This is a genomic window from Halorussus limi (assembly GCF_023238205.1).
GTDB classification, from domain to species: domain Archaea; phylum Halobacteriota; class Halobacteria; order Halobacteriales; family Haladaptataceae; genus Halorussus; species Halorussus limi.
In genome coordinates, this window is record NZ_CP096659.1 from 2604688 (window position 1) to 2628015 (window position 23328).

The following is a 23328-nucleotide window of genomic DNA, read 5'->3' on the forward strand; positions in this document are numbered from 1 at the left end:
TATGGCAGCACTCCCCTTCGAACTGGCACCGGCCATCGCGGCCCTGCCGTTCGTATCGTTCCTGATCGCGTTGCTCGTCGGAGCGTTCGCTCCGCGACTGCTCCCCAAGGGGGGAGCGATTCCGGGCATCCTCGCCACGGGTGGCTCGCTCCTGCTGTCGCTGTGGGCGTTCCTGACCGTCTCGGGCGGTAAGACGTACCACGAGTACATCACGTGGGTCGCGGGCGCAGGCGAAGCGACGTTCGACCTGCACCTCGGCATCCTGCTCGACCCGCTGTCGACGATGATGCTCATCATCGTCTCGCTGGTCGCGTTCCTCGTCCACATCTTCAGTCTCGGCTACATGAACGACGAGGGCGAGACGGGTCTACCCCGGTACTACGCCGGTCTGGGCCTGTTCACCGCGAGCATGCTCTCGTTCGTGTTCGCGGACAACCTGCTCATGGCGTTCATGTTCTTCGAGATGGTGGGCCTGTGTTCGTGGCTCCTCATCGGCTTCTGGTTCCGCGACGACGCACCGCCGAGTGCGGCGAAGAAGGCGTTCCTCGTGACCCGGTTCGGAGACTACTTCTTCCTCGTCGGACTCGTCGGCGTCTTCGCCACGTTCGGCACGTCGATGTTCATCGGCGGCGAGGGCGAACACGCGCTTCACTCGTTCCCCCACATGGCCGAACTCGCCCTCCTCGAGGGCGAAACCGCCGGGATAACGACGTATCTCGGTCTCGACCCGCAGGCGTGGTTCGCGGTTCTGGGCCTGCTCATCCTCGGCGGCGTCGTCGGCAAGTCCGCGCAGTTCCCTCTGCACACGTGGCTTCCCGACGCCATGGAGGGCCCGACCCCGGTCTCCGCGCTGATTCACGCGGCGACGATGGTCGCGGCGGGCGTCTACCTCGTCGCGCGCATCTACGGGTTCTACGCACTGCTGCCGAACGTGCTGGCGCTCATCGCGTTCGTCGGCGGCTTCACGGCGCTGTTCGCCGCGACGATGGGCGTCGTCAAGAAGGAGATAAAGCAGGTGCTGGCGTACTCGACCATCTCCCAGTACGGCTACATGATGCTCGGACTGGGCGCTGGCGGCTACGTCGCCGCCTCCTTCCACCTGATGACCCACGCCTTCTTCAAGGCGCTGCTGTTCCTCGGTGCGGGGTCGGTCATCATCGCGATGCACCACAACGAGAACATGTGGGACATGGGCGGCCTGAAGGACCGCATGCCCGTGACCTACTACGCGTTCCTCTCGGGGTCGCTCGCGCTCGCGGGCATCGTCCCGTTCTCGGGCTTCTGGTCGAAGGACGAGATTCTGTTCGAGGCGCTGGCCCGCGGGATGGAGAACCCGATTCTCCTCGCCGCGTACGCGATGGGTCTGCTCGCGGTGTTCTTCACCGGGTTCTACACCTTCCGGATGGTCGCGCTGACCTTCCACGGCGAACCCCGGTCGGACACCGCTCGCGACCCCCACGGCGTGCGCTGGAACGTGAAGGGACCGCTCGCGGTCCTCGGCGTTCTGGCCGCGGTGGCCGGACTGGTCAACATGACCCCGGTCGCGGAACTGACGGGCCTGCACATCGAGTACCTGCACAACTGGCTCGGTGGCCCGCTCGAAGCGACCTCGGTTCACACCTACACGCACATCCTCGAAGAGAGCGGCGTCCATCACGCCGAACTGTCGCCCCTCCTGCCGGGTCTGGTCTCGCTGGCGCTCGCGCTCGCGGGCGCCGGACTCGCGTGGAAGCTCTACGCGGTGCCGGACCCCGAGGAACACACCGACAAACTCGGTGGGGCGAAGACGGTGCTGTTCAACAACTACTATCAGGACGAGTATCAGGTCTGGCTCGCGACCGGCTTCACCCTGCCGCTGGCCCGCGCCGCGGACAAGTTCGACCAGGGCGTCATCGACGGCGTCGTGGACGGCGTCTCCAGCGTGAGCCTGTTCGGCGGAAGTCGCATCAAGCGAATCCAGACCGGCGTGGTGTCGAACTACGCCTTCCTGCTGACGACGGGCTTCGTCGTCTTACTCGTCGTCATCGGTCTCGTGGGAGGTTGGTTCTGAATGTGGATTGAAGCACTCATCGCCGTGACGCTCGCGAGTGCGTTCGCAGTCTTCCTCGCCCCGAACAAGGTGGCGGGCAAACTCGCGTTCGCGCTCAGTCTGCTCCCGCTCGTCGGGAGCCTCTGGATGTACAGCACGTACGAGGCCAGCGGCAACGCCCTCTTGGAGGGCAGCGAACTGGCCTTCGAATCGAACTTCGAGTGGGTCACCGCGGGACCCTACGCGCTGAACTGGCACGTCGGTCTCGACGGCATCAGCATGCCGCTGGTCGCGCTGACCACGGTGCTGACGTCGCTGGCGCTGCTGGCGTCGTGGACGCCCATCGACGAGCGACAGAGCCAGTTCTACGGGCTGATGCTGTTCCTAGAGGCGAGCCTGCTGGGCGTCTTCTCGGCGCTCGACTTCTTCGTCTGGTTCGTCTTCTGGGAGATGGTGCTGGTCCCGATGTACGTCCTCATCGGCGTCTGGGGCGGTCCGCGCCGCAAGTACGCCGCAATCAAGATGTTCGTCTACACGAACATCGCTTCTCTCGTGATGTTCATCGGGTTCATCGCGCTGGTGTTCGGTCTCGGCGACTCGGTCACGAGCCTCGACATGCCCGCCATCGCGCAGGCGCTTCGCGCGGGCGAACTCGGTGGTCTCGGACCGCTCAGCGCGGGCACGCTGAAGGTGGCGGCGTTCGTCGCCATGTTCGCGGGCTTCGCGGTGAAGGTCCCGGTCGTCCCGTTCCACACGTGGCTGCCGGACGCTCACGTCGAGGCCCCGACGCCGGTCTCGATCATGCTGGCCGGAGTCCTGCTGAAGATGGGTACCTACGCCCTGCTCCGGTTCAACTTCACGATGCTGCCGAAGGTCGCGCAGAACAACGCCCAGATCATCGCGCTGTTCGCGGTGATCAGCGTCATCTACGGCGCGATGCTCGCGCTGGCCCAGTCCGACCTCAAGCGCATCGTGGCGTACTCCTCGGTCTCCTCGATGGGGTACGTCATCCTCGGACTCGTGGCGTACACGCTGTACGGCATGGGCGGCGCGACCTTCCAGATGGTCGCCCACGGCCTCATCTCGGGCCTGATGTTCATGTCGGTCGGCGTCATCTACAACACGACCCACACCCGGATGGTCTCTGACATGTCCGGGCTGGCGAGCAAGATGCCGTTCACCGTCGCGGTGTTCGTCGCGGGCGCGTTCGGTTACATGGGCCTGCCGCTGATGGCCGGCTTCGCCGCGGAGCTGTTCATCTTCCTCGGCTCGTTCGGCGCGTTCGCGGGTTCGGTGTGGTTCACGGCCGCCGCGATGTTCGGCATCGTCGTGGTCGCGGGCTACCTGCTGTTCGCCATGCAGCGCACGCTGTTCGGGACCTTCGAGTTGGAGACCGACTACGAGGTCGGTCCGGCCGCGTTCCACGACGTGGCCCCGCTCGTGGTCCTCATCCTGCTGGTCATCCTGCTGGGCGTCGAACCGAGCATCTTCTACACGATGATTCAGGACGCAGTGAATCCGCTGGTTCCGGCGGCCGGAGGTGGTGTATAGATGGCGTTCCAACTTCCGACGTGGATGGCGCTCGGTCCGACGTTCGTGCTCGGACTGACCGCCCTCCTGCTGTTGGTCTTCGACAGCATCACCCCGAACGCCACTAGCCGCGGCGTGCTGTCCGGGACCGCGACCCTCGGGTCGCTGGTCGCGGTCGGTCTCTCGGCGTGGTACCTGCTGGCCGGCACGGGCGCGGAGCCGATTCGGCTCTACCAGAACTCGCTGGTCGTGGACACGATGACGCTGTTCTTCGCGTTCGTGTTCTCCAGCGTGACGGCGCTGGTGTCGGTCGCCAGCTACGACTACCTGCGCGACCACTCGTATCAGGCCGAGTACTACGCGCTGGTGACGCTCGCCGCCACGGGGATGACGCTGATGGCCGCCGCGAACAGTCTCGCGGTCGTGTTCGTCAGCCTCGAACTCGCCAGCCTCCCGTCGTACGCGCTGGTCGCCATCCTCAAGAAGAACCGCGGGAGCGTCGAGGCCGGACTGAAGTACTTCCTCGTGGGCGCGCTGTCGTCGTCCATCTTCGCGTACGGCATCAGCCTCGTCTACGGGGTCACGGGTTCGCTGCTGCTCCCCGAAATCGCCAACAACCTCGCCGCCCCGGAACTGACGGGCGTGCTGGGTCTGGGCATCATGATGGTGCTCGGCGGCTTCGCGTTCAAGACCGCCTCGGTGCCGTTCCACTTCTGGGCGCCCGAGGCCTACGAGGGCGCGCCCGCGCCCATCTCGGCGTTCCTCTCGTCGGCCTCGAAGGCCGCCGGGTTCGCCGTGGCGTTCCGCGTGTTCCTCGTCGCGTTCCCCATCGAGCAGTTGGTCACGGGCGCGGCCGCGAGCGTGGACTGGGTCCTCGCGGCCCAGATTCTCGCGGTCGTGACGATGACGCTCGGTAACTTCGCGGCGGCCACGCAGGACACGGTCAAGCGCATGCTCGCGTACTCGTCTATCGGACACGCGGGCTACGTCCTCATCGGTCTCGCCGCGCTGTCGGGCGGGAACAACGAGTTCGTGCTGGCCGGCGGCATGTCCCACCTGCTCGTCTACGGGTTCATGAACACGGGCGCGTTCCTGTTCATCGCCCTGACCGAGTACTGGTCCATCGGCCGGAACTTCGAGGACTTCAACGGACTGGCCTCGCAGGCACCGTTCGCCTGCACGGTCATGACCGTGTTCCTGTTCAACCTCGCGGGACTCCCGGTCGGCGGCGGCTTCATGAGCAAGTACTTCCTGTTCGGGGCCGCGGTCGGCGCCGGATTCTGGTGGCTCGCCGCCGTGGGTGCCATCAACAGCGCGGTGTCGCTGTACTACTACTCGCGAGTCGTGAAGGCGATGTGGATCGAAGACGCCTCGGGCGAGTTCGACATCGAGTCCAAGCCCGTGGGCCTCTATGCCGCGCTGGCGGCCGCCGCCGTCGTCACCGTCCTGCTCCTGCCCGGATTCGGTCCGGTCTGGCAGTACGCGACCGACGCCGCCGCGGCGCTCGTGGCGTAACCTCACGACTCCCGACGGTCGCACGCTCGGCTTTCGCGGTTCGTTTTTTCGGACGCCGATTTCTCCGACAGCGACGGGAGTCCGATTCCCGAACTCGGTGCTGTCTTTCGACGTCGGTTTCACGTTTAGGGCCGACTCCGCGTCAACGACCGTCACCGTCTCGTTCGCCACTACTCGTCCTCGTTTCGACCCCGACCGGATACGGCACGAACGACCGAAAGTCGGCCGGAGACGGAGCGTAGACGGTAGACTTTAGGCCGCGCAACAGAAATTCCGGGTAGAATGGTTTCGCGGCTGGTACTCGGGTGTGGAACCGTCGGTCAGACCCTCGTGGAGGCGATAGCCGACGGCGAACACGACATGCGGGTCGTCGACGACGCCGAGAACCGCGTCGACGCGCTCCGAGAAGAGGGCGTGTCGGCGACGCTCGGCGACCCGACCGACCCCGAGACCGTACGCGAGAGCGTCGAGGGGGCCGAGGTGGTCGTGGTCGCCGACCGGGACTCCGAGACCAACCGTCGGGCCGCCGAACTCGCGGCGGAGTTGTTCCCCGAAGCGTACGTCATCGGCTACCTCGGCGAGGAGTGCGACGCCGACCGCCGCGAGGCGATAGCCACGCTGGCCGACCACGTCATCGACCCGACCGACGCGCTGGTCGAGCAAGTGCTGGCGGTCACGCTCGGCGACTACGCGATTCGGACCGCCAACCTCCGGCGGGCGATTCGGCGCATCGACGGCACCCTCGCGGTGTTCATGCACGACAACCCCGACCCCGACGCCATCGCCAGCGCGGTCGCGCTCTGTCGCGTGGCCGAGGAAATCGGCGTCGAGGCCGTCCCCTGCTACTTCGGCGACATCTCCCACCAAGAGAACCGGGCGTTCGTCAACCTGCTCGAACTGGACCTCCGGAACTTCGCGTCCACCGAGGACGTGGACTTCGAGGAGTTCGGCGGCATCGCGCTGGTGGACCACTCCCGTCCCGGCGTCAACGACCAACTGCCCGCCGACACCGTCGTGGACATCGTGGTCGACCACCACCCGCCGAAGGAACCCCCGGAAGCCGAGTTCGTGGACCTCCGGAGCGACGTGGGCGCGACCTCGACCCTGCTGGCCGAACACATCCAGCGCCTCGGCATCGACCTCACCGAGTCGGTGGCGACCGGCCTGCTGTACGGCATCCGCGTGGACACCAAGGACTTCTCCCGGGAGGTCTCGACCGCCGACTTCGAGGCGGCCTCCTACCTGCTGCCCCACGCCGACGTGGGCACGCTCGACCGCGTCGAGAGTCCGTCGGTCAGTCCCGACACGCTGGCGACCATCGCGCGGGCCATCCGGAACCGCCGGGTAGAGGGGACGGTGCTGGCGACCTGCGTCGGGTCGCTGGCGGACCGCGACGCCCTCGCGCAGGCGGCCGACCACCTGCTCAACATGGAGTCGATAACCACGACGCTCGTCTACGGGTTCCGCGAGGGCACGGTCTACGTCTCGGCCCGCGCCCGCGGCACCGACATCGACCTCGGCGAGACGATGCGCTCGGCGTTCGACCAGATCGGGAGCGCGGGCGGCCACGCCGACATGGCGGGCGCCCAGATTCCGCTCGGACTGCTCGGCGAGGTTGAAGACGAGGAGGAGGCGTCGCTGACCAGCGTCGTCAGCGACGTCATCACCGACCGGTTCTTCGAGACGATTCAGTCGACGCCGGGCAACGACGGCGAGTACGCCCACGGCGGCGACGCGAGTTTCGAGGCGACCGTCGTGGACCCCGAGGACTGACGGTCTGTCGACCCCGTCGACCGACGCCACCGCGGAAACGCCCACCAAGTTTTCCCCCGAAAACGCCCTCCCGTCTAGCGTGAGCATCAAACAGTCGATGCGCGACATCGACCGCGCCGTCGGAGACGTTCTCGGAAACCACGGGAGGTACGAGGCCGAGAGGGGAGGCCGGTCCCAACGCCGGGCCTACGAGAAGACCATCGAGGAGGTCCGCGAAGTCGCGGGCGAGACCGAGGCCGAGCGACTCGCGACGTGGATAGAGACGACGGTTCGAGACAAAAAGAAACTCCCGTCGAGCAGGCGGGTCCGCAAGGAGGGCGCGGAAATCTGTCGAGACGTCGGCGTGTCCGTGTCCACGAACGACTGGCTCGGCGCGTAGCAACCGCGTGACGAAGTCACCCGGTCTGCCGTCGGAGCATTCCGGCCGAAAGCCCGACCGCGCTCGAATCTCGCCGCCGTCAGTCCCCGGCGACCTTCTGCTGGATGTCCTCGACGACCCCGGGGTTGCGAAGCGTGGAAGTGTCGCCGAGGTCCTCCTCGTTGGCGATGTCCTCCAGCAGTCGGCGCATGATTTTGCCCGAGCGAGTCTTGGGGAGTTCGGGAGTGAACACGACCTGTTCGGGGCGGGCGATGGGACCGATGGCGTCCTCGACGCCTTCGACGATTCGGTCGCGCATCTCCTCGTCCTCGTCGTAACCGTCCTCGGTGATGACGTAGGCGTACACCGCCTCGCCCTTCACGTCGTGCTTCCCGCCGACGACGGCGGCCTCGGCGACGCCCTCGACGCCGACGATTGCTGACTCTATCTCCATCGTACCGAGGCGGTGACCCGAGACGTTCAACACGTCGTCGACGCGGCCGAGTACCGTGATGTAGCCGTCTTCGTCTATCTTCGCGCCGTCTTCCGGGAAGTAGACCCAGTCGTCGGGGTCGTCCGAGTCGGTGTCGGAGTACTCCGCCCAGTACTCGTCGATGTATCGCTCGTCGTTGTTGTACAGCGTCCGGAGCATCCCCGGCCACGGTTTCTGAACCGTCAGATAGCCCGCCCGCCCGGCATCCACCTCGTCGCCGTTGACGTCGACGACCTGCGCGTCCACGCCCGGGAGGGGCGGTCCCGCGCTTCCGGGTTTCATCGTCTTGACGCCCGGCAGGGTCGTGACCATCATTCCGCCGGTCTCGGTCTGCCACCACGTGTCCACGACCGGACAGGACTCGTCGCCGACGTGTTGGTAGTACCACTTCCACGCCTTCGGGTTGATGGGTTCGCCGACCGTACCCAGTAGGCGCAGACTCGACAGGTCGTGCTGGTCGGGGTACTCCGAACCCCACTTCATGAATGCTCGGATGGCGGTCGGCGCGGTGTAGAGTTGGGTCGCCTCGTACTCCTCGATTATCTCCCAGAGTCGGTCGCGCTCGGGGTGGTCGGGCGTGCCCTCGTACATCATCGTGGTGGTTCCGAGCGCCAGCGGACCGTAGACGATGTAGGAGTGGCCGGTAATCCAGCCGATGTCCGCGGAACAGAAGTACGTGTCCTCGGGTTTCACGTCCAGCACCGCTTGGGAGGTCCACGCGGTCCACGCGAGGTAACCCCCGGTGGTGTGCTTGACGCCTTTCGGTTGTCCCGTCGTGCCCGAGGTGTACATCAGGAACAGCATGTCTTCGGCGTCCCGCGACACCGGGTCTATTTCAGCGCCCTCCTGCTCCTCGACGAGGTCCTGATAGTAGTGTTCGTTCGATTCGAGGTCGTGACCGTGGCCGTGGTCGCCGAGTCGGTCCACGACCACCACGTCCGAGACGTCGTGACCTACGTCGCCGAGGCCCTCGCGGGTCTTCTCGTAGTGGTCCAAGGCGTCGCCCCGCCGGAAGTAGCCGTTGGCGGTCACGAGGTACTCGGAGTCCGCGCTCTCCATCCGAGTCGCGAGGGCGTCCGCGGAGAAGCCTGCGAAGACGACCGAATGGGGCGCGCCGATGCGGGCGCACGCCAGCATCGCGATGGGGAGTTCGGGAATCATCGGCATGTACATCGTCACGACGTCGTCCTCGCCGACGCCCATTTCTCGGAGTGCGGCCGCGAACTCGTTGACCTCGCGGTGCAACTCCTCGTAGGTGTAGGTCCGGTTCTCTTCGTCTACCGGTTCGCCGACCCACTCGATGGCGGCCTCGTCGCCGCGCTCGTCCAAGTGCCGGTCGAGGCAGTTCGCCGAAGCGTTCAGTTTCCCGCCCGTGAACCACTCGTAGAACGGCGGGTTCGAGTCGTCCAGCACCGTGTCGTACTCCTCGTCCCAGTCGAGGAGTTCGGCCGCCCGCTCCCAGCACTCGGGCCAGTTCTCCTCGAACTCGTCGTAGACGGAGTCGTCGGAGACGTTCGCCTGCGCCACGAACTCCTCGGGCGGCTCGAACTCGTCCTGTTCTTCGAGCCGTGCTTCGAGTTCGGCGGTATCGTCTGGCATAGGTTCGTCCTAATACTCACTCAGAAGAGCAATAAAGGTTGGTGAGGGTTAGCATACCAGAACGCGCGGAAAGCGCGGCGTTCCGGAACGCAGGACGCGACTCTCCTCGATTACGTACCGCCTGCGTGACCGGTTTCGGTCCCGCGTCGTTCAGTTCAGCGCGTCCACTTCGTCGGTCAGGTCCTCCGGCCCGTCCACCGGGCCCCTGACGAACAGGCCGTGAGCGATGAGCAGGGCCGCCGTCAACCCCGCGAGGGTGACGGCCGTCGGGAGCGCGAGCGAAGTCAGGAGGCCGATTGCGGCCCCCACGGCCATCGTGGCGAAGATGGCGACCAGCACGAGGTCGTAGTACTGGACGGTGTAGTTCATGCCAGAGCTAGCGGGGTCCACTCGGAAAAGGGTTCGCCGGAGTCGGCGGGTCGCGTGACCGCCGGAGTTCGCGTCAGTTCGGTCCGTGTCGAGGCTCAGACGGCGTTGACCGTCTCCTGATAGCTGCCGTACTCGGCCTCGAACACCTGCATGATTTCGCCCATCGTCGCGTAGGCCTTCACCGCGTCGACGATAGCGGGCATCACGTTCTCGTCGGCGTCGATGGCGTCCTGAATGTCGTCGAGTGCGGCCTCGACCGCCTCGTCGTCGCGTTCCTCCTTGACCTCGGCGAGTCTGTCGAGTTGGCGCTGTTGGGTCTCCTCGTCCACCTTGAGGATGTCCGGTCGGGTGTCCTCCTCGATTTCGTACTTGTTGACCCCGACGACGGTCTCCTCGCCCTCCTCGACGCGCTCCTGATACTCGTAGGAGGCGTCCTGAATCTCGCGGTGGAAGTAGCCCTGCTCGATGCCTTCGAGGACGCCGTCCCGGACCGAACCGTCGCCCATCTCCTTTATCTCCTCGATGTAGGCCATCGCCTTCTCCTCGGTCTCGTCGGTCAGGCTCTCGACCGCGAACGACCCGCCGAGCGGGTCCACGATGTCGGCCGCGCCCGACTCCTCGGCGATTATCTGCTGGGTCCGGAGCGCGACCCGGACGGCCTTCTCGGAGGGGAGCGCGAGCGCCTCGTCGAAGCTGTTGGTGTGGAGGCTCTGGGTACCGCCCAGCACCCCGGCGAGCGCCTGAATCGTCACCCGCACTACGTTGTTCAGGGGCTGTTGGGCGGTCAGGCTCTGGCCCGCGGTCTGGGTGTGGAACTTGAGTTGCTTGCTCGCGTCCTTCTCCGCGCCGTACCACTCGTCCATGACGTTGGCGTAGATGCGCCGGGCCGCGCGGAACTTCGCGACCTCCTCGAAGATGGAGTTGTGGGAGTTGAAGAAGAAGGAGAGTTGAGGCGCGAACTCGTCGACGTCGAGGCCCCGGTCGAGACAGTCCTCGACGTAGGCGAAGCCGTCGGCCAGCGTGAACGCGAGTTCCTGAATCGCGGTCGAACCGGCCTCCCGGATGTGGTAGCCCGAGATGGAGACCGGCTTGATGTTCGGGGTCTCCTCGACGGCGAACTCGATGGTGTCGGTCACGATGTCGAGGCTCGGTTCCGGCGGAATCACCCACTCCTTCTGGGCGATGAACTCCTTGAGCATGTCGTTCTGAAGGGTACCCCGAATCTCCTCGCGGGGGACGCCCTGCTGGTCGGCCAGCGCGATGTACATCGCGTAGATGACCGGCGCGGAGGGGTTGATGGTGAAGGAGGTAGAGACCTCGCCGAGGTCGATGCCGTCGAACAGAATCTCCATGTCGCGGAGGGTGTCCACCGCGACGCCCTCCTTGCCGACCTCGCCGTCCGAGAGCGGGTCGTCTGAATCCTTGCCCATCAGACTCGGCATGTCGAACGCGGTCGAGAGCCCGGTCTGGCCCTCGTCGATGAGGTAGTGGAAGCGCTCGTTGGTTTCCTCGGCGGTGCCGAACCCGGCGAACTGGCGCATCGTCCACGTCCGGCCGCGGTACATCGTCGGGTACGGGCCGCGGGTGTACGGTTCCTCGCCCGGGAATCCGACGTCCTCGCCGTAGTCGAGGTCGGCCACGTCGTCGGGGGTGTAGAGGCGGTCCACTTCGAGGTTCGACACGGTGGCGAACCGGTCCTTGCGCTCGCCGTACGCGTCGAGTACGGGACCGAGGGTCTCTTCCTCCCACTCCTCCTTCGCGTCGCGTATCTCCGCGAGGTCGTCCTCGTCGTACATGGTTGCAATAATTGCTCGAAGGATAATGAAGTTGCGTGAATTGGCGCCCGGGCGAAGCGGACGACCGCCGCGAAGCGAGTGACACGGGCGAAGCGGGCGAAACGTGCGAGAGAGCGACACGTCGGCGAGCGAGCGCCGACGCTCAGTACTCGCCCAGCACGCCGCGCTCGCGTGCCTTCCGCTGGATGACTCGGAAGACGCCGTAGCCCAGACCCAGATAGACGACGCTGACCGCGACGAGCAGACCGAGGTCCGCGGCCGGAATCTCCAGCAGGCTCTCGTCCGCGCCCATCGCCTCGCGGAGGAGGTAGCTCCCGAGCGAGAACGGCGCGAACCGGAGGACGGGGAACTGCTCGACGGGCGCCGCCACGAGCGCGACGAACGCGAACTGCATGAGTCGGAAGGCGCTCTCGATTCGCTTGTAGAGCAGGGCGAGACCGCCGAAGACGTATCCGAGTCCGACCGCGGGCGCGAGGGTCAAAATTAGAATCGGCGCGACGGTGACGAGGTCGAAACTCAGCGTGACGCGGGTCGTCGCCAGCATCAGGACGAGGAGTATCGTCGAGAGGAACAGGCTCACGAAGACGTTCACGACCGTCTTGACCCCCACGATGCGGTCGAACCCGAGCGGCGACATGTAGAGTTGTTCGAGCGTCCCCCACTGGGCCTCCTGCATGATGTCGTTCGCGATGGAGGAGTAGGCGCTCATGATGAGCATCCAGAGGAAGTAGCCCACGACGATGCCCTCGATGGAGCGAGTGATGGCCGCGCCCGCGATCTGCCGGCCGCCGAAGAACATCACCGCGAACAGCAGGTACATGCTGACGATTTGGGAGAGCGTGTTGACGAGGTAGCGCCGCATCAGGGTGACGGACTTGAGGAACGACGCGCGACCGAACAGGTAGAGGTGGTGGAGGTTCACGCTCGACCCTCCGCGAGTAGGGCGGCGTCCTCCGGTTCGCCCTCGGGGTCGTCCCCGTCGTCGCCCGTCACTTCGAGGAACACGTCTTCGAGGTCGGGTTGGACGACCGACACCGACCGGGGCGTCAGGTCGAACTCTTCGAGCGTCCCCATCAGGTCGTGGACGCGCTCGCGGTCGGCCATCGAGACCTCACAGACCGTCCAGTCGCCGCGCTCGCGCCACTCGTCCACGTCGAACTCGCGTTCGAGCGCCCGCCGTGCCGTCGTCGAGACCGCGTCCTCGACGACCACCTCGTAGGCCTGCGACCGGAACAGTTCCACCAGTTCCGTGACCTGTTCGTCGGTGACTATCTCGCCGTCGTCCATGATGATGACGCGGTCACAGAGGTCCTGCACCACGTCCATGTCGTGGCTGCTCAGGACGACCGTCCTGTTCTCTCGGGTCACGAGGCGTTCGAGTTCCCGCCGGAGGTCGTGGGAGGCCTCCACGTCGAGACCCAGCGTCGGTTCGTCCAGAAAGAGGACGGGCGTCCGGCGGACGAGCGCGCAGGCGAGGGCGGTCTTCTGCTTCATGCCCCGCGAGAGGTCCTTGACGACCTCGTCGGCCTTGTGGTCGATGTTCAGCAACGCCATCAGTTCCTCGTGTTCCTCGCGGCGCTCTCGCGGGTCGATTCCCTGTAGGGACGAGAAGAACGAGAGGTTCTCTCGGACCGTCAGCCGCCAGTAGACGTTCCGCGCGCCTTCGAGGACGGCGCTCACGTTCTCGTAAATCTCGCCGCCGGCATCGTCGACGTTCACGCCGTCGACTTCGATTTCGCCTTCGTCCGGCAGGACGACGCCGAGAATCGACTTGATGGTCGAGGTCTTGCCCGCCCCGTTGGGGCCGAGCAGACCGACGACGGACCCGCGTTCGACCTCGAACGACACGTCGTCGACAGCGACGACGCTCCCGTCGCCGTACGTCTTCCGCAGGCCCTCGACCGAGAGGACCGCCTGTTTCTGTCGCTGTTCCGTCGTATCCATATCCGTGAGAAACGAACACAAGGGCGTAAAATTTTCCCATCTAATATTCTTATTTATCGGGAGATGGTTGCGGCCCCAGTACGCGAGACTCTCGGTCGGCGACGGACCGACGCGCCCGTAGCGGCGTAGCGGTGCCGCAACGGTCGCAACACCGCCGAGACCACGTGGGAACAGTCCAAGCGTCAGAACGAAGTCGAAACCGGGCCGAAGCGTCGCGGACGAGTCGGGGTACGGTGTCGGCGTCTACTGCAGTCGCTTCGTGGTCTCCACGAGGGGATGGCGGGCGTAGTCCACGACCTTCACGTCGTCCAACCCGTCCAGCCCCTCCTTCTCGGCGGTCTTCTGCATCCCGAGTTCCACGTCCTCGTCCACGAGGATGACGTAGGCGTCCATCTCGTCGATGTCTATCTTGTCGGCGGCCATCACCCGATGGTGACCGTCGGCCAGCAGGAAGTCGCCCTCGGGACTGTTCGGCGCGCAGTCGATGACGACGAGGGGTTCGGCCAGTCCGCGTTCGAGTTCGTAGGTCCGGCCCTCTAGCTCGTCGGCGTAGACCTTCCCCTGCGTCGGGGTGAGTTCGTCCAGCGGGACCTCTCGGCGGGTCTGCTCGACTTCGGTGTCGTGGATGGATTCGAGAGTCCGCATGAGTTTCCCGACCTTCTCGGGGGTCGCGCGCTCGATTTGGGACCGAATCACGTCGGTGTTCGAGATGATGCCCACGAGGTTGCCCGCGTCGTCCACCACGGGTAACTTCTGGATGCCCGACCGGAGGATGACGCGGGCGGCGTCGTTCACGTCCATGTCGGGGTGGGCGACGATGAGGTCTTGGCTCATCACCTTGAATATCGGCTCCCCGTCGTCGGCCAGCAACAGGTCGCGGGCGCTGACGAACCCCTCGACCCGTCGGCCGTCGCAGACCGGGTAGCCGTTGTGTTTGTCGCTCTCGGCGATGCGACGGGCCACTTCCTCGACGGTGGCGTCGGGCGACACCGTCGCGACGTCGCGGGTCATGTAGTCTTTGACTTTCGGCTTGCCGTCGGTCGTGCCGCCGTCCGCTGCCGCCACGTCCATGCGTGCAACGAACGCGCCGGCCGGTGAAAAGGTTTCCCGGTGGCCGACCGACGCCACCACAACGTATATCACGAAAGTAGATGATTTTCACCGTATGCACAAGCCGTTGCTCGTGACGGACTTCCTCGACAGGGCGCGGGAGTACTACGGCGACGAGGAGGCGGTCGTCGCCACCACCGGCGAGCGATTCACCTACGAGCAGTTGGGCGAACGCGCCGACCGACTCTCGGCCGCGCTCGCCGAACGGGGCGTCGAGAAGGGCGACCGCGTGGCCGTGCTGGACCCCAACACCCACTACCACCTCGAATCCGCCTACGGAATCATGCAGTTGGGCGCGGTCCACACGCCGCTGAACTACCGCCTGACCGCCGACGACTTCGAGTACGTGCTGAACGACGCGGGCGTGGACGCCGTAATCGCCGACTACGAGTACGCCGAGAAAATCGAGGCGATTCGCGACGACGCGCCGACCGAGACGTTCGTCACGAACGACGCCGGCGAAGTCGAGGGCGACTGGGAGGACTTCGAGGAGGTGATTCGAAGCGCAGACCCCGACGACTACCGCCGACCGGAGATGGACGAGGACGACGTCATCACCATCAACTACACCTCCGGGACCACGGGCGACCCGAAGGGCGTGATGCGGACCCACCGGACCGAGACGCTCCACGCCTACCTCATCACGGTCCACCAAGAGATTCGAGACGACGACGTGTACCTCTGGACCCTGCCGATGTTCCACGTCAACGGGTGGGGCCACATCTACGCCGTCACGGGGACGGGCGCGACCCACGTCTGCACGCGCGGCGTGAACGCGGCCGAAATCTTCGACGTGGTCGTCGAGGAGGACGTGTCGTACATGTGCGCCGCGCCGACCGTCCTGAACCGCCTCATCGACTACCACGAACAACACGGGGTGGAGACGGCGGGCGAGAACTCGGTCCGCATCGCCACCGCGGGGTCGGCCCCGCCGGAGGCGACCATCCGGACCGTCGAGGACGAGTTCGGATGGTATCTCAAGCACGTCTACGGCGCGACCGAGACCGGGCCGCTCGTGACCACCTCCGACGCGCGCAGACTCCTGCCCGAGGGCGAGGAGCGTTTCGCGCTGAAGAAGCGCCAAGGAATCCCCTACCTCGGGACAGAGGTCGCGGTCGTGGACGAGGACGGCGACGACGTGCCCCGCGACGACGCGACCCTCGGGGAAATCGTGGTCCGGGGCAATCAGGTCATGGAGGGGTACTGGGAGAAACCGGAGGCGACCGAGGAGGCGTTCTCGCGCCGGCGCGAGGGCTGGTACCACACCGGCGATTTGGCGGTCGTGGACGAGAACGGGATGGTTTCGATTCAGGACCGCAAGAAGGACATCATCATCTCGGGCGGCGAGAACATCTCCAGCATCGAACTCGAAGACACCCTCTTCGACCACGAGGCGGTGGCCGACGTGGCCGTGATTCCCGCGCCGAGCGACGAGTGGGGCGAGACCCCGAAGGCGTTCGTCGTCCCGGCCTCCGGCGACCCCGACGACCCCGGCGTCACGGGGGACGAACTCCGGGCGTTCGCCGAGGACCGGTTGGCCTCCTACAAGGCGGTCCGGCGCGTCGAGTTCGTCGAGACGCTGCCGACGACGGCGACCGGGAAGGTCCAGAAGTACGAACTCCGCGAACGCGAGTGGGACGAGGAAGACCGGATGGTCGGCGAGGGGTGAGAACAGGGCGTCCGAGTCGAGTTCGGACAGACGGGGTCCCCGACGACCGGCGAGGACCGAACAGCGCCTTCCGGTTGCAGTGGCCGTGGGAGGCGAGTCACCGTCGGCGCCCGCGAACTCGCCGTAGTTGTCCGCGGGCGGGAACGTCGTCCGGAGCGGCCGGACCGAAACCGCCCGCGGAAAATATTGGTACGTTAACAAACCCTATTATGGGGAAAATATTGCGGCCTCACCCAGTTAATGCTTCGGTACTCGGGAAAAGACGAGATATTTTACACTTCCGGCGCCGGAATATTCCCGTATGATTATTAATGATGTTCACGTTCCGTGATAGCATGGCACGGAGAGAAAAATCGGACGTGTCGCGCCGAGACGTCGTGAAGATGGCCGGAGCGTCGGGCATCGCCGGATTGGCGGGGGTCACCGGGAGCGCGAGTGCACAGGAGTATCCGCCCATCGGGAACTTCCCGATTCAAGGAGAGGCAGCGACGTTCGGGTTCACGGTACCGCAGTCGGGGCCGTACTCCTCGGAGGGGCAGGACGAGCTCCGGGCGTACAAGCTCGCGGTCGAACACCTCAACAGCGGGGGCGGTTGGGTTGACAGCTGGGACGGCCTGTCGGGCAACGGCGTCCTCGACAAGGAGATAGACTTCGTGTCGGGCGACACGGCGACTGACGCCGACCAGGCCCGCCAAACGGCTCGGCGGATGATTCAACGCGATCAGGCCATCATGCTGTCCGGCGGCTCGTCGAGCGCGGTCGCCATCGCGATTCAGGAACTGTGCCAACGTGAGAAGGTCCAGTATCAGTGTTGTCTCACACACTCGAACGAGACTACGGGCAAGAACTGCGTCCGGTACTCGTTCCGGGAGATGTTCAACGCCTATATGACCGCGCAGGCGCTGGTACCGCCAGTCACGAAGGAGTACGGCAACGATCAGCAGTTCTACCAACTGTACGCTGACTACACGTGGGGCAAGACCGTCGAGTCGTCGGTCCAGAAGTTCTTCAGCGAAGCCGGCTGGAGCCAGATCAACAGCGTGGCGACGCCACTAGGAACCAAGGACTTCTCGTCGTACCTCTCGCAGGTACCCCGACAGGAGACCGACGTACTGTTCCTCGACCACTACGGTCTCGACGGCGCGAACTCGCTGAGTCAGGCCATCTCCATGGGTCTGGACAACGACATGGAAATCATCGTGCCGCTGTACAACCGTCCGATGGCGCAGGCCGCGGCCGGAGCCATCGAGGGCGTCTTCGGCACCGTCGCTTGGGACTCCCAGATCGACAACAAGCCGTCGAACGACTTCACGCAGGCATTCCAAGACAAGTACGCGCGCATCCCGTCCGGACCGGCCCAACTGGCCTACGCTCAGACGCTTCAGTACGCGGCCGCGGTCGAGCGTGCGGGCACCTTCTATCCGCCGGAGGTCATCAAACAACTGGAAGGTTACGAGTACGACAACTTCGGAATGGGTCCGGAACTGATGCGCAAGTGCGACCATCAGGCCCTGCGCGCGGTGCCCGTCGTGAAGGGGCTACCCGAGGACCAACAACAGCAGGGTCAGTACTTCGAGATCGTTAACCTCACCCCCCGGGACCAGATCGGCTACGCCTGCGACGAGGGCCCGGCCGCCCGTTGCGACCTCGGATCGTACGAGTAGAGAGCGAGGCGGGTAGCACGCCCCTTCGGGGGTTCAAACGAGGGAACTAACCTTTATGTTTGCGAGAGAATATCACACGAACATGGTGGGGAATCGAACTGCGACGGAATCGAACGGAGGAGGAGACCGTGAGCGTCCTCGCTGAGGTGGTGACGGTCCTGTTGAACGGACTGCAGCAGGGCGCGATATACGTACTGGTCGCCATCGGTCTCTCCATCATCCTCGGGACGCTGAAGTTCGTCAACTTCGCGCACGGCGCGCTCTACCTGATAGGGACGTACGCCGGTCTCCTGATAACGCTCGAGATAAACGTGACCGACGGGAAACTCGCCGACTGGGGGTACGCGACCATCGGTCTGGGATGGGGCTTTCTGGCCGCGCTGATCATCGTCCCGATTATCGTGTTCGGGGTCGGCCTGCTGATGGAGCGGTTCGTCGCGAGACCCTTCTACGACCGGCCCGACACCGACCAGATTCTGCTGACCTTCGGTCTCGCCATCGTGATCCAAGAGGTGTTCAAAATCCTGTTCGGCGGCCAGAGCTACAACTTCGCGCGCCCGGGGTGGGCCAGCGGACAGGTCGGACTCCCGATAATCGGGACGTTCCCCGAGTGGCGACTCTACATCATCGGCATCACGGCCGCCGTCGTGGTGCTGGTGTACGGACTCATCGAGTACACCGACTTCGGACTGGTCGTGCGCGCGGGTACCCGAGACGCCGAGATGGTCGAACTGCTCGGCATCAAACTCTCGCGGCCCTACCTGATGGTGTTCGGCGTCGGCGCGGCGCTGGCGGGCGTGGCGGGCGTCGTCGGCGGCCCGCTGTACGCGGTCAACCCCAACATCGGGACCGAGGTGCTGGTCCCCTCGTTCCTCGTCGTGGTCATCGGCGGGGTCGGGTCCATCGCGGGCGCGGTCCTCGGGGGCATCCTCATCGGCGAGACGCTGGCCGTCTTGGTCGCCGTCGCGCCCCAGTGGTCGCAGGTCGGCATCTACGTGCTGGCCGCAGTCGTCCTGCTCGCACGGCCGCAGGGACTGCTCGGATCCGAGGAGGTGGCGCCGTGAGCGACGAACCCACCGAGACCCCCGAGGCGACCGACGAGACCGGAAGCGCCGTCGAGCGAACCCAGCGCGAACTGCCGTCGTGGGAGCGCATCCGCCGGAGCGAACTGTTCGTGGTGGCGACGACCACCGTCGCCGTCGCGGTGTTCCCGTGGCTGTTCGCCCGTGCGCCGGTCGTCAGCGGCGTCCTTCAGGGGTACCAGGATTTGGCCACGCTCATCCTCATCTGGGGCATCTTCGCCATGGGGTTCAACCTCCTGCTGGGCTACACCGGCCTGCTGTCGTTCGGCCACGCCGCCTTCTGGGGCGGCGCGGCCTACGCCGCGGGCGTGTTCAGCGCGCAGGTGTCGTCGAGTCCGATTCTCATCATCCTCGCGGGCACGTCGTTCGCGGCGCTGTCGGCGTGGATTCTGGGGTTCGTCTCGCTCCGGCGCGGCGGCATCTACTTCGCCATCCTGACGCTGGCGTTCGGCCAGATGGCCTACTACATGGCGCTGGCGCCGCTGTCGGGAATCACCGGCGGCGAGAACGGCTTCACCGGGGTCGAACTCGGCAAACTGTTCGGCGTCTTCGACCTCCGGTACCCGGTGCCGGCGCTCGACTGGCTAGTCGGCACGTGGAAGTACGTGCTGGTCGGCGCCGTCGCGGTGCTGTGCGTCGCGGCCGCCAACCGCATCCTCCACTCGCCGTACGGGATGGTGTTCCGCGCGATTCGGGAGAACGACCAGCGCGCGGAGTTCGTCGGACTCAACGTCTGGCGCTACAAACTGATGGCGTTCATCATCTCGGGCACCTTCGCGGGCGTCGCGGGAAGCCTGTTCACCATCTACAGCGCCTACGTCCCGGTGTCGTCGTTCTACTGGACGACCAGCGGCGAGGTGGTCATCATGGCGGTGCTGGGCGGCGTCGGGTCGCTGTTCGGACCCATCCTCGGCGCGGGGGTCTACCTCTACGTCGAGAACATCGTCAGCGGCGTCCAGCAGTTGACCCTGCCGTTCACCGGGCCGGGCGAGTGGGTGACGCTCGTACAGGAACCGGTCGTCGTCCTCGACGGGTTCGGTGCCTACTGGCACCTCATCTTGGGACTCGTCTTCGTCGCCGTCGTCGTCCTGTTCCCGCGGGGAATCTGGGGACTGTTGGAAGACGTGGGCAGCGCGGTCCGGCGACTCGGAGGTGGTCGGTGATGGCGCTGTTAGAGACCGACGGTCTCACCAAGTCGTTCGGCGGTCTGGTGGCGGTCGACGACGTGAGCCTCGAAATCGAGGAGGGCGAGTCCATCTCGGTCATCGGCCCGAACGGCGCGGGCAAGTCCACGCTCATCAACCTCGTCACGCGCATGCTCGACGCCAGCGGAGGCGACATCTCGTTCAAGGGCGACTCGATTCTCCGCGACGAACCCCACGAGGTGGTCCAGAAGGGCGTGAGTCGGTCGTTCCAGACCGCTTCCATCTTCCCGGAGCTATCGGTCGAGGAGAACGCCCAAATCGCGGCGCTGGCCGCCGAACACGGCTCGTTCCGGTTCAACTTCCTCCGCCACCGGAACAACTACGGCGAGGTCGATAGGCTGGCCCGCCGGACCCTCGACGCGGTGGGACTGCTCGGTCAGCGCGAGCGTCCGGCCGAGGACCTGCCGTACGGCGACAAGCGCAGGTTGGAACTGGGCATCGCGCTGGCGAGCGAACCCGACCTCCTGCTGATGGACGAACCGACCGCCGGGATGTCGCCCGAGGAGACGGCCGCGACGGTCGAACTCATCGAAGAAGTCAAGGAGGAACTCGACCTGACCATCCTGCTAGTCGAACACGACATGGAGGTCGTGTTCAACGTCTCGGATCGCATCGTGGTGCTGAACCGCGGGAGCGTCATCGCGGAGGGAACGCCCGAAGAGGTCCAAGGCGACCCGGACGTGCAGGAGGCGTACCTCGGAGGTGTCGAGGCGTGAGCCTGCTCGAACTGCGGGACGTGGACGCCTTCTACGGTGAGAGCCACATCCTCCGAGACGTGACGCTGAGCGTCGAGGAGGGCGAGGTCTGCTCGCTGCTCGGGCGCAACGGCGCGGGCAAGACCACGACGCTCCGGGCCGTCTCGGGGGCGCGCCCGCCGGCGGTCCGCGACGGCCGGGTTCGGTTCAAGGGCGAGGACATCACCGCGATGGACCCCGAGGACATCTCGGCGCGGGGCCTCTCGCTGGTGCCCGAAGAGCGGCGGGTCTTCCCGAACCTCACGGTCGCCGAGAACCTCCACCTCGCCGAGGTGTCGGAGAACCGCTCGAACACGGTCGGGCGGTCGCTCGGGAGTGTCCAAGTCGAACACGTCGGGATGACGACCGAGGAGGTGTACGACGAGTTCGAGCGACTCCGCGAGCGCAAGTCCCAGAAGGCCGGGACGCTCTCGGGGGGCGAACAGCAGATGCTCGCCATCGCGCGGGCACTCAAGCAGAACACCGACCTGCTGTTGCTCGACGAACCGTACGAGGGGCTAGCGCCCCAGATTATCGCCGACGTGGAGGACGCCATCCGGCGCATCAGCGAGTCGGGCACCACGATTCTGCTGGTCGAGCAGAACGCAATCGCGGCGATGGACATCGCCGACCGGTGTTACGTCATCGACCAAGGGAGCATCGTCTTCGAAGGAACTGCGGGAGCGCTACGCGAGGATGACGAAACGAGAGACCGATACCTCGGCGTCTGAGGGCACGACGGACGGCGAATCGAGAGCGGAGACGAACCGGCGAGACGCGCCACCGGCGACCGACTCGGCGGACGCCCTCTTCGACGTGCTGGTCGAGGAAGGCGTGCTGGCGGTCGGCGACGACGGCGGCGTCCGGACGACCGACGAGTTCGACGACACGCACGCCATCTACCACGACTCCTACGTGGGCGTGGACGACAACGAGTTCCACGAGGCGGTGGCCGCGACCTTCGGCCTGTCGGACGCCGCCGAGCGAGACTCGTCGAGCGGTCGGCCGTCGGCCGACGCCGAGGCCGCGGCAGACCTCGTCGCCGAGCGAGGCATCTCGCGCGACGAGTTCGCGGTCTACCTCGCGGTCCGGTCGCACGTCGAGAGCGCGGAGCGCGACTCTGCGGAGTCGCGTTCCGCGGAGGGTGCGAGCGCCGACGGGGTGAACGCCGCCGACCTCGCCGCGATGGCGGGGATGGTCTGGGAGGTGGTGCCGGACTCGCCGGTGCCGGCCGAACTCCCGGACGTGACCGACGACCCCGAGTCGTTCCTCGCGGGGCGCGACCGCAGGGTAGTCGCCGTCTGGAAGCGCTTCTGCGACCCGTGCGAGGCGGTCAAGGCCGACCTGCCGACCGTCCTCGACGCGGTGCCCGACGGCGTCCGGGTCGCCGGCGCGGACGGGGAAGCGGCCGCCGAGTTCTGCCGGACGCACGGCGTCGAGTCCGCGCCGGGGTTCGTCCTCGCCGACGGCGACGACCGCCGAACCGTCTGCGAGAGCGACGCCGACGCGGTGGCCGAGCGGGTGGCGTCGTTCTTTTGAGACGGATTTTCGACTTCGGAGACGTATTTATGATTCTTTTAGCACGATAGAGTTGGTTTTTCGACGATAGTGGTCACGCTAGCTAGCGTCGTTCGTGCTGAAGTACCCGGACACGAACCGAACCCGAACCCGTTTTCACGACGCGTCACGCACCCGAAGACATGGAAGACGCGGAGGCGGAACGCCGCGAGGTCCGCGCGACGTACGACTACATCGCCGACCACTTCGCGAAGACCCGCGAGTACGCGTGGCCCGAAGTCGAGTCGTTCGCGGCGGACGCCCCGGAGGCCGCTGTCGCCCTCGACCTCGGGTGCGGCAACGGTCGGCACGCCGAACTCCTCGCCGAGCGCGCCGACCGAGTGGTCGCGGCGGACGCGAGTCGCGGTCTGCTCGAAACCGCCCGAGAGCGCGCCGCCGAGCGGGGTTTCGACGCCGACCTCGTGCAGGCCGACGCGGCGCGACTTCCGCTCGGGGACGCGACGGTCGAACTGGCGGTCTACGTCGCCACGCTCCACCACCTGCCGAGTAGAGACGCCCGGGTCGGGAGTCTGGACGAACTCGCGCGGGTCCTCGCGCCCGAGGGCCGGGCGCTCGTCAGCGCGTGGAGTACCGCCCACGACCGGTTCGACGAGAGCGAGGGATTCGACACGACTGTCGACTGGACGCTTCCCGGCGGCGAGACGGTCGAACGGTTCTACCACATCTACTCGCCCGCGGAGTTCCGCGACGACGTGGCCGCCAGCGGCCTCGAACTCGCGGAGTTCGAGATTTCGAGCGGGAACTGCTACGGGGTCGTGCGCCCGGCCGGAGAGTGACGGTCGGTTCGAGTTTAGTCTCGCGTGTGCGCTCCCGCGCGAGGGACACCGAGAAATCGAACTCCGGCGGCCGACCCGCGGACGGACTGCCGACCGAAACAGTA

At 66.0% G+C, this 23328-nt stretch carries 19 protein-coding genes; 13 read left to right on the forward strand and 6 right to left on the reverse strand.

Going from position 1 to position 23328, the window contains the following annotated elements:
• The first annotated feature begins 1 nt into the window (after position 1).
• The 5 genes from nuoL to M0R89_RS13525 all read left to right on the forward strand — a co-directional run bounded on the left by nuoL (position 2) and on the right by M0R89_RS13525 (position 7226).
• The gene (gene nuoL, locus M0R89_RS13505; protein WP_248649605.1) at positions 2-2050 is read left to right on the forward strand and encodes an NADH-quinone oxidoreductase subunit L; all 2049 of its coding nucleotides are present in this window, start codon (positions 2-4) and stop codon (positions 2048-2050) included.
• A complete protein-coding gene (locus M0R89_RS13510) occupies positions 2051-3580 on the forward strand; it encodes a complex I subunit 4 family protein (protein WP_248649606.1) in 1530 nt (509 codons plus the stop codon). It begins immediately after the preceding gene.
• Entirely contained in the window at positions 3581-5074 is a 1494-nt protein-coding gene (locus M0R89_RS13515) for an NADH-quinone oxidoreductase subunit N (protein ID WP_248649607.1), read from the forward strand. It begins immediately after the preceding gene.
• A gap of 282 nt (positions 5075-5356) precedes the next feature.
• The gene (locus tag M0R89_RS13520; protein WP_248649608.1) at positions 5357-6847 is read left to right on the forward strand and encodes a DHH family phosphoesterase; all 1491 of its coding nucleotides are present in this window, start codon (positions 5357-5359) and stop codon (positions 6845-6847) included.
• 79 nt (positions 6848-6926) lie between these two features.
• Entirely contained in the window at positions 6927-7226 is a 300-nt protein-coding gene (locus M0R89_RS13525) for a hypothetical protein (protein ID WP_248649609.1), read from the forward strand.
• Between the two features lie 79 nt (positions 7227-7305).
• Here the strand turns inward: M0R89_RS13525 and acs are convergent, their stop codons facing one another.
• The 6 genes from acs to M0R89_RS13555 all read right to left on the reverse strand — a co-directional run bounded on the left by acs (position 7306) and on the right by M0R89_RS13555 (position 14477).
• On the reverse strand, positions 7306-9297 hold the full coding sequence (acs, locus tag M0R89_RS13530) for an acetate--CoA ligase (protein WP_248649610.1): 1992 nt from the start codon (positions 9295-9297) through the stop codon (positions 7306-7308).
• A gap of 150 nt (positions 9298-9447) precedes the next feature.
• Positions 9448-9666: a DUF8015 family protein gene (locus M0R89_RS13535; protein WP_248649611.1), complete on the reverse strand. Its 219-nt coding sequence runs from the start codon at positions 9664-9666 to the stop codon at positions 9448-9450.
• Positions 9667-9761: 95 nt separating this feature from the next.
• Positions 9762-11462 carry an acyl-CoA mutase large subunit family protein gene (locus tag M0R89_RS13540; protein ID WP_248649612.1) on the reverse strand — a complete coding sequence of 567 codons (1701 nt, stop codon included), beginning with the start codon at positions 11460-11462 and terminating at the stop codon, positions 9762-9764.
• 142 nt (positions 11463-11604) lie between these two features.
• Complete coding sequence (locus tag M0R89_RS13545) at positions 11605-12384, reverse strand: ABC transporter permease (RefSeq protein WP_248649613.1); 780 nt, start codon at positions 12382-12384, stop codon at positions 11605-11607.
• Positions 12381-13406: an ABC transporter ATP-binding protein gene (locus tag M0R89_RS13550; RefSeq protein ID WP_248649614.1), complete on the reverse strand. Its 1026-nt coding sequence runs from the start codon at positions 13404-13406 to the stop codon at positions 12381-12383. Before M0R89_RS13550 ends, M0R89_RS13545 begins: the two co-directional genes overlap by 4 nt.
• 243 nt (positions 13407-13649) lie before the next feature.
• Positions 13650-14477 (reverse strand): CBS pair associated ParBc domain-containing protein, encoded by an 828-nt coding sequence (locus M0R89_RS13555; protein WP_248649615.1) that lies wholly within the window; start codon positions 14475-14477, stop codon positions 13650-13652.
• A 94-nt stretch (positions 14478-14571) separates the two neighbouring features.
• Here M0R89_RS13555 and M0R89_RS13560 point away from each other — a divergent pair, with 94 nt between their 5' ends.
• The 8 genes from M0R89_RS13560 (at position 14572) to M0R89_RS13595 (ending at position 23224) form a co-directional block, all read left to right on the forward strand.
• Positions 14572-16185, forward strand: coding sequence for a long-chain-fatty-acid--CoA ligase (locus M0R89_RS13560; RefSeq protein ID WP_248649616.1), 1614 nt, complete (start codon positions 14572-14574; stop codon positions 16183-16185).
• A 335-nt stretch (positions 16186-16520) separates the two neighbouring features.
• Positions 16521-17849 (forward strand): substrate-binding protein, encoded by a 1329-nt coding sequence (locus M0R89_RS13565; protein WP_248649617.1) that lies wholly within the window; start codon positions 16521-16523, stop codon positions 17847-17849.
• A gap of 128 nt (positions 17850-17977) precedes the next feature.
• Positions 17978-18913, forward strand: a complete 936-nt coding sequence (locus M0R89_RS13570) for a branched-chain amino acid ABC transporter permease (RefSeq protein ID WP_248649618.1) — start codon at positions 17978-17980, stop codon at positions 18911-18913.
• On the forward strand, positions 18910-20094 hold the full coding sequence (locus tag M0R89_RS13575) for a branched-chain amino acid ABC transporter permease (protein WP_248649619.1): 1185 nt from the start codon (positions 18910-18912) through the stop codon (positions 20092-20094). Before M0R89_RS13570 ends, M0R89_RS13575 begins: the two co-directional genes overlap by 4 nt.
• Positions 20094-20852 carry an ABC transporter ATP-binding protein gene (locus M0R89_RS13580; protein WP_248649620.1) on the forward strand — a complete coding sequence of 253 codons (759 nt, stop codon included), beginning with the start codon at positions 20094-20096 and terminating at the stop codon, positions 20850-20852. Before M0R89_RS13575 ends, M0R89_RS13580 begins: the two co-directional genes overlap by 1 nt.
• Positions 20849-21601 carry an ABC transporter ATP-binding protein gene (locus M0R89_RS13585; RefSeq protein WP_248649621.1) on the forward strand — a complete coding sequence of 251 codons (753 nt, stop codon included), beginning with the start codon at positions 20849-20851 and terminating at the stop codon, positions 21599-21601. Before M0R89_RS13580 ends, M0R89_RS13585 begins: the two co-directional genes overlap by 4 nt.
• Complete coding sequence (locus tag M0R89_RS13590) at positions 21567-22409, forward strand: thioredoxin (RefSeq protein ID WP_248649622.1); 843 nt, start codon at positions 21567-21569, stop codon at positions 22407-22409. The genes M0R89_RS13585 and M0R89_RS13590 overlap by 35 nt, the downstream gene beginning before the upstream one ends.
• 161 nt (positions 22410-22570) lie before the next feature.
• The gene (locus tag M0R89_RS13595) at positions 22571-23224 is read left to right on the forward strand and encodes a class I SAM-dependent methyltransferase (protein WP_248649623.1); all 654 of its coding nucleotides are present in this window, start codon (positions 22571-22573) and stop codon (positions 23222-23224) included.
• Positions 23225-23328: the final 104 nt, after the last annotated feature.

Excerpts from the sequence above, each read along its gene's own strand:
- M0R89_RS13550 (WP_248649614.1), bottom strand. The coding sequence starts at position 13,406 with ATGGATACGACGGAACAGCGACAGAAACAGGCGGTCCTCTCGGTCGAG.
- M0R89_RS13580 (WP_248649620.1), top strand. The coding sequence starts at position 20,094 with ATGGCGCTGTTAGAGACCGACGGTCTCACCAAGTCGTTCGGCGGTCTG.
- M0R89_RS13595 (WP_248649623.1), top strand. The coding sequence starts at position 22,571 with ATGGAAGACGCGGAGGCGGAACGCCGCGAGGTCCGCGCGACGTACGAC.
- M0R89_RS13520 (WP_248649608.1), top strand. The coding sequence starts at position 5,357 with ATGGTTTCGCGGCTGGTACTCGGGTGTGGAACCGTCGGTCAGACCCTC.
- M0R89_RS13515 (WP_248649607.1), top strand. The coding sequence starts at position 3,581 with ATGGCGTTCCAACTTCCGACGTGGATGGCGCTCGGTCCGACGTTCGTG.
- M0R89_RS13555 (WP_248649615.1), bottom strand. The coding sequence starts at position 14,477 with ATGGACGTGGCGGCAGCGGACGGCGGCACGACCGACGGCAAGCCGAAA.
- M0R89_RS13560 (WP_248649616.1), top strand. The coding sequence starts at position 14,572 with ATGCACAAGCCGTTGCTCGTGACGGACTTCCTCGACAGGGCGCGGGAG.
- M0R89_RS13590 (WP_248649622.1), top strand. The coding sequence starts at position 21,567 with ATGACGAAACGAGAGACCGATACCTCGGCGTCTGAGGGCACGACGGAC.
- M0R89_RS13540 (WP_248649612.1), bottom strand. The coding sequence starts at position 11,462 with ATGTACGACGAGGACGACCTCGCGGAGATACGCGACGCGAAGGAGGAG.
- acs (WP_248649610.1), bottom strand. The coding sequence starts at position 9,297 with ATGCCAGACGATACCGCCGAACTCGAAGCACGGCTCGAAGAACAGGAC.
- M0R89_RS13565 (WP_248649617.1), top strand. The coding sequence starts at position 16,521 with ATGGCACGGAGAGAAAAATCGGACGTGTCGCGCCGAGACGTCGTGAAG.
- M0R89_RS13510 (WP_248649606.1), top strand. The coding sequence starts at position 2,051 with ATGTGGATTGAAGCACTCATCGCCGTGACGCTCGCGAGTGCGTTCGCA.
- nuoL (WP_248649605.1), top strand. The coding sequence starts at position 2 with ATGGCAGCACTCCCCTTCGAACTGGCACCGGCCATCGCGGCCCTGCCG.
- M0R89_RS13535 (WP_248649611.1), bottom strand. The coding sequence starts at position 9,666 with ATGAACTACACCGTCCAGTACTACGACCTCGTGCTGGTCGCCATCTTC.